At 36.6% G+C, this 14745-nt stretch carries 17 protein-coding genes and 1 tRNA gene; 7 read left to right on the top strand and 11 right to left on the bottom strand.

The window, feature by feature from the left end; all coding sequences use genetic code 11:
* Positions 1 to 3: 3 nt before the first annotated feature.
* Both ACUN24_RS02220 and ACUN24_RS02215 read right to left on the bottom strand, forming a co-directional pair.
* Positions 4 to 1005 (bottom strand): PDDEXK nuclease domain-containing protein, encoded by a 1002-nt coding sequence (locus ACUN24_RS02220; RefSeq protein WP_193422233.1) that lies wholly within the window; start codon positions 1003 to 1005, stop codon positions 4 to 6.
* A gap of 110 nt (positions 1006 to 1115) precedes the next feature.
* Positions 1116 to 1772: a TatD family hydrolase gene (locus ACUN24_RS02215; RefSeq protein ID WP_445561056.1), complete on the bottom strand. Its 657-nt coding sequence runs from the start codon at positions 1770 to 1772 to the stop codon at positions 1116 to 1118.
* 207 nt (positions 1773 to 1979) lie between these two features.
* On the opposite strand from ACUN24_RS02215, the gene ACUN24_RS02210 reads away from it, so the two are divergent.
* Positions 1980 to 2513 (top strand): thioredoxin family protein, encoded by a 534-nt coding sequence (locus ACUN24_RS02210; protein WP_445561055.1) that lies wholly within the window; start codon positions 1980 to 1982, stop codon positions 2511 to 2513.
* A gap of 102 nt (positions 2514 to 2615) precedes the next feature.
* On the opposite strand, the gene ACUN24_RS02205 is transcribed toward ACUN24_RS02210, so the two are convergent.
* The 6 genes from ACUN24_RS02205 to ACUN24_RS02180 all read right to left on the bottom strand — a co-directional run bounded on the left by ACUN24_RS02205 (position 2616) and on the right by ACUN24_RS02180 (position 7416).
* Positions 2616 to 2825 carry a hypothetical protein gene (locus ACUN24_RS02205; protein WP_445561054.1) on the bottom strand — a complete coding sequence of 70 codons (210 nt, stop codon included), beginning with the start codon at positions 2823 to 2825 and terminating at the stop codon, positions 2616 to 2618.
* 211 nt (positions 2826 to 3036) lie between these two features.
* On the bottom strand, positions 3037 to 4770 hold the full coding sequence (locus ACUN24_RS02200; protein WP_445561053.1) for a glycoside hydrolase family 3 protein: 1734 nt from the start codon (positions 4768 to 4770) through the stop codon (positions 3037 to 3039).
* A gap of 90 nt (positions 4771 to 4860) precedes the next feature.
* Positions 4861 to 5433: a nicotinate (nicotinamide) nucleotide adenylyltransferase gene (gene nadD / locus ACUN24_RS02195; RefSeq protein ID WP_445561052.1), complete on the bottom strand. Its 573-nt coding sequence runs from the start codon at positions 5431 to 5433 to the stop codon at positions 4861 to 4863.
* Between the two features lie 55 nt (positions 5434 to 5488).
* Entirely contained in the window at positions 5489 to 5857 is a 369-nt protein-coding gene (locus tag ACUN24_RS02190) for a four helix bundle protein (RefSeq protein WP_445561051.1), read from the bottom strand.
* Positions 5858 to 5927: 70 nt separating this feature from the next.
* Entirely contained in the window at positions 5928 to 6494 is a 567-nt protein-coding gene (gene gmk, locus ACUN24_RS02185; protein WP_445561050.1) for a guanylate kinase, read from the bottom strand.
* Positions 6495 to 6552: 58 nt separating this feature from the next.
* Complete coding sequence (locus tag ACUN24_RS02180) at positions 6553 to 7416, bottom strand: YicC/YloC family endoribonuclease (RefSeq protein WP_445565121.1); 864 nt, start codon at positions 7414 to 7416, stop codon at positions 6553 to 6555.
* 753 nt (positions 7417 to 8169) lie between these two features.
* Here ACUN24_RS02180 and ACUN24_RS02175 point away from each other — a divergent pair.
* Genes ACUN24_RS02175 through ACUN24_RS02165 form a run of 3 tightly spaced genes read left to right on the top strand, consistent with a single transcriptional unit; the run spans position 8170 to position 9564 of the window.
* Positions 8170 to 8460, top strand: coding sequence for a hypothetical protein (locus ACUN24_RS02175; RefSeq protein ID WP_445561049.1), 291 nt, complete (start codon positions 8170 to 8172; stop codon positions 8458 to 8460).
* A gap of 15 nt (positions 8461 to 8475) precedes the next feature.
* Positions 8476 to 8847 carry a hypothetical protein gene (locus ACUN24_RS02170; RefSeq protein WP_445561048.1) on the top strand — a complete coding sequence of 124 codons (372 nt, stop codon included), beginning with the start codon at positions 8476 to 8478 and terminating at the stop codon, positions 8845 to 8847.
* 6 nt (positions 8848 to 8853) lie between these two features.
* The gene (locus ACUN24_RS02165; RefSeq protein ID WP_445561047.1) at positions 8854 to 9564 is read left to right on the top strand and encodes a hypothetical protein; all 711 of its coding nucleotides are present in this window, start codon (positions 8854 to 8856) and stop codon (positions 9562 to 9564) included.
* Positions 9565 to 9759: 195 nt separating this feature from the next.
* Here the strand turns inward: ACUN24_RS02165 and rnc are convergent, their stop codons facing one another.
* The 3 genes from rnc to ACUN24_RS02150 all read right to left on the bottom strand — a co-directional run bounded on the left by rnc (position 9760) and on the right by ACUN24_RS02150 (position 12095).
* Positions 9760 to 10488, bottom strand: coding sequence for a ribonuclease III (rnc, locus tag ACUN24_RS02160; RefSeq protein WP_121287475.1), 729 nt, complete (start codon positions 10486 to 10488; stop codon positions 9760 to 9762).
* 95 nt (positions 10489 to 10583) lie between these two features.
* A complete protein-coding gene (gene fabF / locus ACUN24_RS02155; protein WP_445561046.1) occupies positions 10584 to 11837 on the bottom strand; it encodes a beta-ketoacyl-ACP synthase II in 1254 nt (417 codons plus the stop codon).
* Between the two features lie 21 nt (positions 11838 to 11858).
* Positions 11859 to 12095, bottom strand: a complete 237-nt coding sequence (locus ACUN24_RS02150) for an acyl carrier protein (protein WP_008508386.1) — start codon at positions 12093 to 12095, stop codon at positions 11859 to 11861.
* Positions 12096 to 12253: 158 nt separating this feature from the next.
* Between ACUN24_RS02150 and ACUN24_RS02145 the strand changes: the two genes are divergently transcribed.
* The 3 genes from ACUN24_RS02145 to ACUN24_RS02135 all read left to right on the top strand — a co-directional run bounded on the left by ACUN24_RS02145 (position 12254) and on the right by ACUN24_RS02135 (position 14428).
* On the top strand, positions 12254 to 12673 hold the full coding sequence (locus ACUN24_RS02145; RefSeq protein WP_219076898.1) for an IPExxxVDY family protein: 420 nt from the start codon (positions 12254 to 12256) through the stop codon (positions 12671 to 12673).
* Between the two features lie 148 nt (positions 12674 to 12821).
* Positions 12822 to 14252, top strand: coding sequence for a pyruvate kinase (pyk, locus tag ACUN24_RS02140; RefSeq protein ID WP_193422212.1), 1431 nt, complete (start codon positions 12822 to 12824; stop codon positions 14250 to 14252).
* 88 nt (positions 14253 to 14340) lie between these two features.
* A tRNA-Ser gene (locus tag ACUN24_RS02135) sits at positions 14341 to 14428 on the top strand.
* Positions 14429 to 14745: the final 317 nt, after the last annotated feature.

Below are 14745 nucleotides of genomic sequence, written 5' to 3'. Positions count from 1 at the left end.
ATTCTATAAATTCTTTATTTTTTCAATTTCTTTTTTCATTTCATCCATTAATTGCTGCTCTGTAGGTAGATAAAGTTGATATTTACTTGCTATAATAGTTTTATTGTTTTCAGGCAGTGATATTTTTACTACTGCATCGTTTTTATCGGTGCATAATAGAATACCAATGGTTGGGTTCTCGAAATTTTGCTTTTCAAAACGATCGTAGTAGTTTACGTACATTTGTAATTGCCCCATATCCTGGTGGCTAAGCTTGGTTGTTTTAATCTCAATTATTACAAAGCACTGTAAAAGCCGATTGTAGAAAACCAGGTCAATAAAAAATTCATCTCCATCAATGTGTATGCGTTTCTGTCGTGCCACAAATGAGAAGCCGTTTCCAATTTCTAACAGAAAATCTTGTAGGTGCGTAAGAATAGCTGTCTCTAAATCCTTTTCGTAGTAAGCTGTTTCTTTTTTCAGACCCAGAAATTCTAATACCATTGGGTCTTTGATAATCTGCGTTGGTTCTGTTGGCTGTTTTTCAGCTCTAGCTATGGCTAAAACAGATTCAATATCGTTGCTCAGTAATAAGCGTTCAAATAATTGGCTATTTACCTGTCTTTCTAGTTGTCTTGCTGACCAATTATTTTTTTCAGCCTCAGCAATGTAGAAATCTTTTTTGTCTTGATTATCAATGCTTATCAGGATTTTATAGTGTGTCCAACTGAATTGCGTCCGCAGTGCAGACGCAATTGGGAAAGCACGATAAAACTGCCTATTTCTTTCCAATTGACGAATTGAAAATCCTGTTCCTAGTTGTGGCTGAAACTCATCGGATATAGATTTAATGAGGTATTCGCCATAACCGGCTCTATCTTTACCCGATTGTTCCTCTTCAAAAATAACTTTACCGATTTTCCAATACATAATCATCCTTTCTGTTTCAACTGAACGTACTGCTCGTTCTTTTGAGTAGGTTATGATGGATTGTATTTGTTGTAAAAGCTCTTTTTTTAGTTGCATTAAATCAATTTAAAGGAATTATAGTAATCTTTAATATAAAATTTAGGTAATGAGAATAACCTGTATACTAATTTACTAAAAATGTTAGTTTTTAAATAGTGTTAAAAAAATTATATTAAATTCAATTTATTCCAGTCTGCAAAAATACGAGCTTTAAGTTCATCAACTGTACATTTTTTTAAAATGGCTGCGGCCTGGTAAATTTCCTTAATCGAAATATCAGCATCATCTGTTTCCAGGAAAAAATTATTGGTACTTTGAATCAGTTTTGCCGCACCGGAGGTTTCCTTCAAGGCCGTCAAACCAAAAGAAAGTAGAAATCCTTTATCTAATAGTTGTTTGCCAAGTTCTTCGTTTTTATTAAAGCCGTGAATAACCATGGGCACTTTAACTTTTAATCGCTCTTTAATGGCAATTAACTCTGAAAAGCATTTAACACAATGTAAAATCAATGGTTTATTGATTTTTTCTGCCAATTCGATCTGTTTTTCAAGAATAATGAGTTGATTTTCTAGGTTTTCACCCCTTAGCCGATCTAAACCGCACTCTCCAATCTGTTTTACATTTGTTTGATTGGCTACAACACTTAGGTATTTCATCTGCAGCTTGAGTTGATCAATTTTCGCAAACCAGGGATGAAGTCCAACAGAAATTGGCTTAGTTTTAGGCATCGCTAAAAAGATATCGCTGGTTAACGACAAACTTTGAATGCTGATTACCCCTGGCTGGGTGGCAACTTTGTGGGTATGTATGTCTAAAAAATCCATTACAAGGTAAAGATAAGTAAAAATGGAAGATGGAAAATGTGAGACGGATGATGGAGAATATCAGATATAAAATTAAAAACCGATTGAACCTACTTTGCAGGATGTAAATCCATTAATAACCAGTGTTTCCGCTCTGTAAAGAATTGGCTAATCATCTACAAAGTTGCTAGCCTTTATTACATTTGACATTATTATTCATCGAAAATCATGAAAAAATTAATCATTTTATTAACTGCTATATTGATTTCGACTGCAGCATTTAGTCAGGCGAAAAAAGAAGGTGTTCATATTTATAACCCAAAGGCCGATGCCAGGGCGGAAATTGCTGCTGCTGTTGCAAAAGCGGCTAAAGAAAATAAACATGTTTTATTGCAGGTTGGAGGCAATTGGTGTACCTGGTGTATCGCATTTCACAATCTGGTTGACAGCACCGCTGTACTGAAAAAATACATTAACGATAATTTTGAAACCGTTTTGGTTAATTATAGCCCGGAGAATAAAAACGAAACCGTTTTGGCTAGCTTAGGTTACCCACAACGTTTTGGTTTTCCAGTATTTTTAATTTTAGACGGCAAAGGAAAAGTATTGCACATTGAGAATTCATCTTATTTAGAAACGGATGAAGTATCGGCAAATGGTAAAAAGAAAGTTGGACATGACGTTAAAAAAATCACCTCGTTTTTAAAAGGCTGGACCACCACGGCGGTAAACCCTGAAACTTATAAAGCGAAAGCTAAGTAAAGGTTTAAGGTAGAGGTTGTAAGGTTTAAGTCCGAGCGATAAAACTGAAACCTAAAAATTAACAAAGCCGTCCCGATTTTTTACATCAGGGCGGCTTTCTTGTTAATCGTTTAGCTCATCTTCGTCCACTTCATCATCGAGGTTTAGCTCATAAGAGGCTCTTGAAGCTTCGTCAGCTTGCTCCAGTAGATCTTTATCATGCTCAATACTGCTATCATCGCCACTAATTTCGTTGATATTTTCTACGCCGTCTTCTCTGCGTAAAGCATCGTTTGGATCATTTGAATAATTATCGTCTTCTGGATCTATCATAACATTGAGGTTTTATCATTAAATAATCGTTTTGAAGGCGAAATTGTTTTGGGAAAAGCTGAAAAGCATAAGTCCAAAGCTTAATGACCAAAGAAAAGTATATTCCTTGCAAATTTGCGCATCCTTGGCTAACATGCCTATGCTTCTAACGATTCTTCGCTGCGCTCAGAATGACAAAATATTAAGCCCTCCTTTTTAGAAGAGGGAGGGATTAAAGCCCCTCACCAAATTTATAAAATGGAGCAACACTTACCGGTAATTTACCTGTTGGTACTAACCTGTTATTAATCACAGCGGCAGCTGAAATTTGCATGAAATCTTCTTTCTGATAGGCTACCACTAAACCTTTGCTATTTTCTAATCCAGATAAGCCAGCGAGGTTATATGGATTTGCAAACAAGGCAAAAACAGCATTTTTAGCTGATAATTCTTTAATAAAATTCTTTACACCTGCATTTAGAGGCATGTTATTAGCAGGTCTTGATCTGTTATCATGGATGCCTACAATTACCTGATCAAATGCGCCGATTTCACGGGCAATGTTCGAAATCTGTGTGGCACTGGCATCTTTATCCAATACATAATAAACAGAGTTGTAATATCCTTTCGAAACCTCTTTTTGGAAAGTGGTAACCGAAGGTACGCCAATGCTGATAATGGCCGTTCTTCTGATGGGGATGAGCCGCTTGATATAATCTTTGCCTTTTAACAGCGTTACTGATGCATTGGCCAGTTCCTGTACCAATGCATTGCTCGCATTGCGGTTTACACCAGCAACAACACCCTGGGTTACGATGGTATCGCGCTTGGCTAAGCCAGCCCAATATTTTGCCGTTAAGATCTTACGCACGCTTTGGTCAATTTCGGCCATGCTCACGCGATTTTGTCTTACCGCTTTACGCACCAGTTTTATAGCTCTATCGCTATTTTCAGACAGCTCAATAATGTCATTACCTGCGATGATGCCCATTAAATCGGCTTCGCCATCTTTAAAGTATTTTACCACACCTTTCATATCCATCGCATCGGAGATGATTAATCCTTTAAAGCCTAATTTCTGTTTCAAAATGCCAGTAACAATCGGTTTGGATAGGGTAGAAGGTAAATTTGGCGTATTATCTAACGAGGGAATGTTCATGTGGGCAATCATTACACCCGAAGCACCTTGTTTAATCAGCTCTTTAAAAGGATACATTTCTAAAGTATCCAGGCGTGTAGCGGAGAAAGTAAGCTGCGGTAAATCATAATGCGAATCTACATCAGTATCGCCATGGCCGGGGAAATGTTTCAACGTGGTTAATAAACCGCCATCCTGCATACCTTTCATATATGCGGCAACCTTATTGGCCACGTTATATTTGTTTTCGCCGAAAGAACGGTAATTGATTACGGGGTTTTTAGGGTTATTATTAATATCGGCATCAGGAGCTAAATTCATCTGCATCCCCATCCGCTTGTAATCTTTAGCCACTTCAAGCCCCATTTTATACAATAACTCTTTGTTTTGAATGGCACCCAAAGTCATTTGATAAGGATAAGAAATGGTACTATCCAAACGCATGCCCAAGCCCCATTCTCCGTCATTTGCTACAATAAGTGGCACTCTGCTTAGTTTCTGATAGGCATTGGTGGCTAAAACCTGTCGGCCAGGGCCTCCCTGAAAAAAGATCACTCCGCCTAATTGTTCTTTTTTAATTACCTGACCAACTGAATCGGTATATTTTTTTCCCAGATTGGTGTGTGCTCTAACAAAGAACATTTGCGCAATACGCTCTCTGCGATTAAGTCTGTTAAAAACCGAATCAACCCATTTCGGTTGGTTGGCCAATAATTCTAAATAGGTTTTTTGTTGCGCACTTACAGAAAATGCAGTGCCGAAAAGGGCAATAAATATAAATAAATTTTTTCTCACGTGTTTTGTTGTATCAGCTGCTAAATTAATCATCTAAAGCCTAATTAAACAAAAACCAATCCAAGTAATCGATTTAATACAATTTGTTGTAAGCCTGTTGATTTATGGTAATAAAGATTGTTGCTATCTGTACATCCCTTTACCCTCTATGAAGTCGATTACTTTATCAGGAAGAAAAAACTGAACGTTTTTTTTCTCCTTTATAGCCTTTCGGATAAAGGTGGAGGATATTTCCATTAAAGGGGTATTGGTAAAAGTAATTGCAGGATGGTTTTCCCATTCGCTAACATTTGCTCCAGGACGGGGGTACACATAAATTTGGTAATTTTTTAATAACACCTCGTAATTTTTCCATTTTTTAAATGAAACGAGGTTATCAGCACCCATAATCAGCATAAATTCTTTTTCAGGGTATTTTTCATGGAGATAAGTAAGTGTATCAATAGTGTAAGAAGGTTGCGGCAATGCAAATTCAATATCACTTACGCGGATATGTTCTGCATTTTCAGTAGCCAGTTTGGCCATTTCCAAGCGGTCATACATATTGGTTAAACCACTTTTATCTTTTAATGGATTATGTGGAGAAACCACCAGCCATACTTCATCAAGTTCGGTATGGTTAGCCATATAATTGGCAATAATTAAATGTCCGGTGTGGATGGGGTTATATGAACCAAAGAAAAGACCAGTTTTCATTTTATTAGTTTACAGTTTTCAATTGGCGGTTTTCAGTTGAATATGCCAATTAAAATTAAACAACACCATATTTCTCGGGGAAATTTATCATATGATTTAACAGTTTTCCAACCTCGTCGCTTTGTAATGTTAATTTTTCGTATTGTTCTTCAGCAATGTACTTACATTCAAATGCAAACTTTAACCAGCCTTTGGTCTCACTATTCTCCATATCGCTATCCGAAAGTTTACTAATAAAATGAGCTTTATATCTTCGTTTTCTATAAGCTTCAACTAAACAAATATTTGTAGATCGCGAAGACCTTCTAATCTGATCTGTTAATGAGTACATCTCATCTCTTGGAAAAGACTTGCTGAGCTCGAAAATGTTCATGGCCAACTCAAATGACTTCTTATAAACCAATAAATCAGAAAAATCGCCCATAAAGTGACTTAATATTTAACTGAACAATAGTTTAAAGCGCCCAAAACTGAGAATTGGAAACTATAAACTGCTAACTTTTTAAGAAATCTCCGACCAACTTCTCCGCTTCTGCACAGGCTGTAGCCAGATCGTAATTTTTTAAAATCACATCAAATTTATCAGCATAAAGTAGCTCTTTTTCAGCTTTGATAAAACGTTCCTGTAATTTTTCAGGACTATCTGTTCCGCGACCACTTAAACGTTCTTTTAAAACATCTAAAGATGGAGGCTGAACAAAAATAGCCAAAGCGTCTTCCTCATATTTTCTTTTCAAACGGATACCGCCTTCTACATCAATATCGAAAATTACATGTTTGCCATCATTCCAGATGCGCTCAATTTCTGAACGTAAAGTGCCATAAAAAGTGCCGTTATAAACCTCTTCAAACTCCACAAACTCCTGGCGGGCAACTTTGTGTAAAAACTCTTCCTTACTAATAAAATAATAATCGTTTTCATGTGTTTCAGCACCCCTCAATTCGCGTGTAGTCGCAGAAATAGAGAAGCTCAGCTCAGGAAATCTCGTTAATAAATGATGTACTATAGTGGTTTTACCTGCTCCTGATGGTGCCGAAAATATAATTAATTTGCCTTGCATTTTTAAAAATTTTGCGATTGGCGTCTGGCGTTAAGCGCTTGTTGCTTTCCGCCTAACGCTACAACACATTCAGTAACTGTTCTTTTATCTTTTCTAATTCTTCTTTCATACCTACAACAAATTGTTGCATCTGGGCGTCATTTGCTTTTGCTCCCATGGTATTAATTTCCCGTCCAATTTCCTGAGAAATGAAACCCATTTTTTTTCCGTTTGCTTCTTTGCTTGCTAAAGTTTGCAAGAAATAATCGCAATGGCTTTTTAAACGTGTTTTTTCTTCGGTGATGTCGATTTTATCGATGTAATAAATCAGTTCCTGTTCGAAACGGTTCTGATCTATATTTACTTTGCCTACGGCATCGTCTAAAAACTGAGTAAATTTATCGCGGATTGCAGTAATCCTTTTAGGTTCTAATTCCTCAACTGATTTGAAATAAGAAAGAATGTTTTTAATTCTCAGTTCTAAATCGGCTTTTAAAACTGAGCCTTCATCTTCTCTGAATTTGTTAAAATTGGCCAAAGCCGAGTTGAAAATCTGAAATAAATTGTTCCACTCATCCTCACTTACACTTTCTTCCTTGTAACTGATTACATCTGGAAAAGTTAATGCGGTTTGCAATAAATTGCTGCTGTCAGCGCCTAATTCGTTGTTAACAGCAATAAGCTGTTTGTAGTAATGACTTAATAGTGCGGTATTGATTGTTGCACCTGTAACTTCGCCATTGGCGCGTTCTACATTGATGCTTAAACTTACTTTTCCTCTTTCGATATCTTTACTGCAGATGTTGCGTAGAATCAACTCTTTATCAGAAAAAGCTTTAGGGTATTTTAAATTCAGCTCCAGAAATTTACTGTTGAGCGATTTGATTTCGACACTATACTTTGCGTTTGCATAATCGGCTGTTGCTAAGCCGTATCCTGTCATGGATTTTATCATGCGCAAAGATAGGGTTTTAAGCCGAAAGGAGAAATAATAATGGGAGAGGAGCAGAGCTATAGCTCGTAGAATAAAACATTTATTATTTAGAAAATCAGCGGTCAGTGTTTTTTTGGAATTGCAGCCCCGCTTATGCTTAATCCCAATTTCATTAAGTTAAGGGTTTTTAGTCACAGATGAGCACAGATAAACACGGATTTTCATATCTGTGTGCATCCTTCCTATCTGTGGTTAAATTATTTCTTATGCCTAATGGCTTAACTTAATGATATTGCACTTTACACCGATGAAAAATCTGGATGCCTGCTGCATCCGATAGTTATCGATCGGGTTATGTACAATTTGGAGTAGTTTTTGGCAGGGCCTGTTAACTAAAGGATGCAGAACCTTTGTCCCTGAATGTGGAAAACGATAATTATGGGCATAAAGAATATAATGTTGAATAAATGAATAAAAATCTACCTGCTCATTTCTTATGATTATTAACGTTTATTTAACAGTTTGCAAGGTTAACAAATGTTAATTTTACAAAAATATTGGTAGATAGGGTTGTATTTTTTAATCTTCATTAAGGAATATATTAGTTTCATGGTCAAGATGTAACAAGTAAGGCTGGAAACAAACAACAAAAACCTATCTGCTGTTAAAATAGAAACCTAATCTGCGCTATCAGATAATTTAACTTGCCATTATTTTACACAATGAAGCATTTTAAAAATTATTCTTCTATCAATTATCTTAATGCAAGGTCTAAAAATAAAGGCCCAGGATTTTGTGCTCAAAGGTGTGGTGATTGAAAAAGGCTCAAATGTGCGAATTGCTCTGGCCAGTATTACGAACATCCGTAGTAAGACGGGCGCAACCAGTAACGATATTGGAATGTTTCAGTTAAGTGCCCGGATTGGCGATACGCTATTTATTCAAAAGAGAAACTTGATTGAGCTAAAAGTGGTGGTTAAAACAGATGATGACATGGTTGTTTTTTTGGTTCGGGAAAGCACAATGTTAGAGGAGGTTACAGTTAAAGGATAGACCAGGAAGCAGGAGATGGAAAATATTAAACGCGATTTGAAGCACAACGGCTCTTTTTATGCAGGTAAACCGCCATTAATTCTGCTAAACCCATTTGGAGGAAATCCGATAACATTTTTTTATGAGCTTTTTGGAAAAACGCCAGCCAGAGCACGTAATTTTAACCGTTATTATAAAAAGGAGCTAAGTTTGATCGAAGTAGATAAATTTTTTAATAAAACTTTGGTGTCGAATAATACTTCCTTAACCGGGAAAGATCTGGACAAGTTTTTGCTTGATTATTACCCAACGCGCAGCATGACTCTTAATTGGAGCAATTACGATGCTGTTAAATATATCAAAGAATCGGCGAAGAAATATACCGATACTTTGAAACATACAAATTAACACACCATGAGAAACTTTAAATTTGCCTTTATACTCTTCGTTTTTACCTCGGTCAGCTTCTTCGCAAAAGCACAGGATTTTATTGTGAAAGGTGTGGTGATCGAAAAAGGCTCAAATATCAGGATTGCATTATCAGAAATTACTAACCTGCGAACGGGAATTGGTGTTGGTAGCAATGATATTGGTTTGTTCCAGTTAAAAGCGAGAATCGGCGATACGCTGCTGGTAATCAAAAGAGATCTGATCGATCAGCGTGTAGTGGTAAACAGCGAAAAAGATCTGGTAATTTACCTGGTTAGAGGAAGCACCACCCTGGATGATGTAACCATCAGAGGAAATACCAAAAAACAGGATCTGGATGAAATTAAGCAGGAGTTTAAAAACAAGGGAGTGTACAATGGTGGAAAAACAACAATTTTGTCTGCTATATTCAGTCCGTTAAATGCGCTATACAACTTAATTGGCACCGACCCTAAAAATGCACGGAGATTTGGCAGATATGCAGATAATGAAATCAAACAATCGCAGATTGATGTGTACTTTAACCAGAGCATTATTAAAAACAATACCGAATTAAGAGGCGATACATTGGAAAAGTACATGCTAAACTGCCGGCCCGAATTTGATAAAGCGCAATACTGGAACAGTTACGATTATATTAAATATATTAAAGAATCCTCAAAGAAATTTACAGATACGCTGGGGAAAGGAAAGTAGGGGTTAGTCCTGAGTTTTGAGTTGGGCGTTTGGAGTTTTGGGTGTATAGAATAAAGTCCGAAGTCGGAGGTCTGAAGTTTTAACCCGTATCGAAAATTAATTGATTATTCCCAACAATTTAACAATCCCAGCAATAAAACAATTAAGCTAAAGATCGTAAACAGCTAAACTAATGGCAAGTGAACCAGTGAAATTTTATATACTTAATGTTTCGCAAGCTTTTTCAGCTGCTAATTTTTCTGCGTTTTTCTTGTTATAATCTCTTCCGGTACCCACTTTTTCGCCTTCTACTACCGCGCTAATGGTAAATAGTTTGGCACTTTCGCCTTCACCATTTTCTGCCAGTTCGAACAATACATCCTTACCATGGCGCTGGCACCACTCAATTAATTTACTTTTAAAATTGGTTTCGGTGAGTTCAAGGGTATGAATATCGATATGTGGTTTTACAATTCTGCGCAATAAAAACTCTTTCGTGAAATTGTACCCCTTGTCCATATAAATGGCACCTATAATGGCTTCAAAAGCATCGCCCAACATCGAATTGTGTTTGGTTTGTATGCTAACCGATCGTTGATCAAACTGAATAAGTTTATCAAAACCAATTTTTTTCGCCAGCTGGTTTAAATTAGCCCGGTTTACAATCTTCGAGCGCATTTCGGTTAAAAAACCTTCTTCTTTGTAGGGATAATGTTTAAAAAGCAGCTCTGCTATTACAGAGCCCAGAACAGCGTCGCCTAAAAATTCCAGACGCTCGTTGCTGCTCCTGCTTCCATTTTTTAGAATTTTTGCCGCAGAACGATGTCTGAACGCCATTTTATAGAGCGTAACATTGCCTGGAACAAAGCCTAAAATGTTTTTCAGCTTTTTAACAAACTCCTTTTCAGGAGAGAGATAAAGTTTATATAATTTTAATATCGGCATTAAATAAATAACACAATTAACGGCTAACTAGCATATTTAACTAAGTTATCTATTTTTAATTAGCATACAAAATTATATAGCAATGCTGTTCTAAATTAATCTTCGTATTTCTTGAAAATAACAGAGGCATTATGGCCACCAAAACCGAATGTATTACTTAAAGCAGCTCTGACAGTACGTTTTTGCGCTTTGTTAAAAGTAAAATTCAATTTAGGATCAAATGCAGGATCATCTGTAAAGTGATTGATTGTTGGAGGAACAATATCATTTTTAACAGAAAGAATTGCTGCAATAGCCTCAATAGCTCCGGCAGCACCCAAAAGGTGGCCAGTCATTGATTTGGTTGAGCTAATGTTTAAGCGATAAGCATCCTCACCAAATAATGTACCAATGGCTTTGGTTTCACTAATATCACCTAGTGGAGTAGAAGTGCCGTGTACATTGATATAATCTATATCAGCAGTTGTTAAACCAGCATCTTTCAGTGCATTAGTCATTACCATTCTAGCGCCCAAACCTTCAGGATGAGGTGCTGTGATGTGATTTGCATCTGCACTCATTCCACCGCCTACAAGTTCTGCATAAATTTTTGCACCCCTTGCTTTTGCGTGTTCAAGTTCTTCTAAAATAATGGTTCCTGCACCTTCACCAGCTACGAAGCCATCACGATCTTTATCAAAAGGACGTGATGCCGTTGCCGGATCATCGTTACGTGTTGATAATGCATGCATGGCATTAAAACCACCCATACCTGCCTCATTGATAATTGCTTCAGAACCACCACTGATAATTACATCAGCCATACCCAAACGGATATAGTTAAATGCATCTATCATTGCGTTTGTAGAAGAAGCACATGCCGAGACAGTTGCAAAATTTGGCCCACGCAGGCCGTATTTGATAGAGATATGCCCTGGGGCGATATCTACGATCATTTTAGGGATAAAAAATGGATTGTATCTTGGTGTACCATCTCCCTTGGCGAAATTCGAAATCTCATCCAAAAAAGTTTTCAATCCACCTATGCCTGCGCCCCAGATAACTCCGATCCGGTTGGTATCTAATTTTTCAAAATCAAAACCACCATCTTTCACAGCCTCATCTGTTGCTACAAGAGCATATTGTACAAACGGATCTAGCTTGCGGGCTTCTTTTTTCTCCAGAAAATCTTCAGGATTAAAATTTTTAACCTCACATGCGAATTTGGTCTTGAACTTTTCAGTATCAAAACCCTTAATAGGAGCAGCGCCACTCACCCCGTTAGTCAATCCTTCCCAAAAATCAGGAACATTATTGCCTATAGGAGTGAGCGCACCCAACCCTGTTACTACTACTCTTTTTAATTCCATTTATACTGAAAAAGCGTAATTCTATTTAACGTTTTTTTCCAAATAAGCAATCGCCTGGCCAACTGTACCGATGGTTTCAGCCTGATCATCAGGAATAGCTACATTGAATTCTTTTTCAAATTCCATAATCAACTCTACGGTATCTAAAGAATCTGCACCTAAATCGTTGGTGAATGAAGCCTCTGGCGTAACTTCGCTTTCGTCAACACCTAGTTTTTCTACGATAATAGCCTTAACTCTTGAAGCAATATCAGACATAATTTTATAATTTAATGGTTAAATAATTCTGTGCAAAGAAAAATAAATTCTTACAATTTTCAAATGTTTTTATTTCGATACGTAATTTTGGTACCTCAATAACACAGCGAATATAGAATTAGTTTTTTAATTTCGTTCTGTAAATAATTTATTTCGCTTTGAATAAGACTTACCTAAAACTTACCTTAGACCTTGATTTTATACTAATTGCGATCACAGCACCCCTAAAAGACTATGTGCTTTGCCACAAAATTAATACCCGGTTAAATACACAATTTGAAAAAATAGAAGACCACGAAATATTTTTTAATATCGACGAACCGGCCTGGTCTTTCTCCAAATATTACTTTTTTGTAGAGCAAGGTGAGGTAGAATACTACTTAATTTGCAATAAAAGCAGCGATGGTTTTCTAATTCCGGAGATGAGCAAAGTGGATTTTTTTATTATTATTAAAGAATTTATTGACAAGGAAGATTTGGATTATTTAATTAACGGATTGAATAAACTGCCTGATATACAGGTGGCTGCAAAGATAGATCCAGCCAAGTTAAAGAGTCGCGAGAATTTGGTAATATAAAAATTATATACATGGTGTATTAAATACACTATATTTGATGGTTACAAAACAAAGAACAAAAAAACAAAATATATAAAATTTAATGCAGTTTGATTATTTTAGATAATAATTTGCTTTCTTAAACTGCATTGCTAAAATCAATTAATAAATGAAACCTTTTCATTCGAGAACTAAAATTGTTGCCACGCTTGGGCCTGCATCAGCAAAACCAGATGTATTATATAGTATGTTTAACGCAGGTTTAGATGTTTGCCGTCTAAATTTTTCACATGGATCACAAGCAGATCATCAGGCTGTTTTGGATACTATCCGCGATTTAAATAAAAAATACGAATATAATGTAGGTATCCTTGCCGATTTACAAGGGCCTAAAATCCGTATCGGTTTAGTAAAAGAAGGTGGTATTAACCTGATTAATGGTAAAACTACCGTAATTACCACTACCGAATGTATTGGTAACGAAGAACGGATTTACATCACTTACCAAAGCTTCCCCCAGGATGTTCAGGCTGGCGAAATTATCCTTTTGGATGATGGAAAGCTTCAAATGAAAGTAATTTCTACCAACTTGAAAGATGAAGTTGTTTGCGAAATCGTTCACGGTGGTATCTTAACTTCAAGAAAAGGTGTAAACCTGCCAAATACTAAAGTTTCTATCCCTTCATTAACACCAGAAGACCGTGAAAACTTAGAATTTGTTCTAGAAAACGATGTAGAATGGATCGGTTTATCTTTTGTGCGCAAGGCTGATGACATTATCGAACTTAAAAAGATTATTGCAGAGCGTGGCAAAACTGCCCGTGTAATTGCTAAAATAGAAAAGCCGGAAGCTATCGCTAACATCGATGAAATTATCGCTGTTTCTGATGGAATTATGGTTGCCCGTGGTGATCTAGGTGTTGAATGTCCGATGGAAGAAGTTCCATTGTTACAAAAAATGATTGTTGCTAAATGTAGGGCAGCTTCTAAACCGGTAATTGTGGCTACACAGATGTTAGAAAGTATGATCACTACACCTCGCCCAACACGTGCAGAAGTGAATGATGTAGCTAACTCTGTTTTGGATGGTGCTGATGCGGTAATGTTAAGTGGCGAAACTTCAGTTGGTGAATTCCCGCTGATTGTTATCGAAACCATGCAAAAAATCATCCAGAACATTGAGCAAAACAACTATCCTTTCAATCCTGATAAGTTTTTAAAACCAAAATCTCCATCTTTCTTAAGCGATGCAATTTGCGATTCGGCTTGTTTCTTAGCGAAACAGACCAATGCAGTAGGTATTGTATCGATGACTTTAAGCGGTTATACTGCTTTCGAAATTTCGAGTCACCGTCCGGAAGCTTTAACGTTTATTTTTACCAGTAACAGGGCTTTATTAAATGCAGTAAGTTTGCTTTGGGGCGTTAGAGGTTTCTACTACGATAAGTGGGAAAGCACCGACAATACCATCATTGAGGTGAACGAATTCTTAAAAAGCAAAAAATTGGTTAAACAAGGCGATATCGTAATCAATACTGCTGCTATCCCAATGGAAGCAAAAGGAAAAACCAATATGTTGAAAATTACGGTTATAGATTAATTTCTAATATAATTTTTATAAAATGCTCCTGATTTTAATCGGGAGCATTTTTTTTATCAATAAAAAATATACTTTTGCAATCCAACACGGAGAGGTGTCAGAGTGGTCGATCGAGCACGCTTGGAAAGCGTGTGTACTGCAAGGTACCGCGGGTTCGAATCCCGCCCTCTCCGCCAGCAAAAACAAAGCCCAATGATAGTCGGGCTTTTTGTTTTCCGGATTTTTCACTAAGACACTGTCTTAAAATGAAAGAAGCCCGACAAATAAGTTGAGTCTTTTTTGGTCAAAACCCCCACTCTAAAACGACTTTTTGTAACCCATTCGTTGTAAGGATAACGCAGATCCCGCAAGCATTATTGCGCTTTGAAAAATATAGTTTAAAAAGGTTGTTTCCGCATTTTATAGCTTATATTTTTGGCTTTTTACTTTCTTTTAATTGAGTTTAAGGCATTGATAAACAAGGTTTAATTGTTTTCGAAATATGAAGGAAGAA

The sequence above is a fragment of the Pedobacter sp. WC2501 genome, from assembly GCF_052682415.1.
The sequence above is the reverse complement of the archived record's forward strand: the minus strand, read 5'-3'. Positions and strand labels throughout refer to the sequence as shown.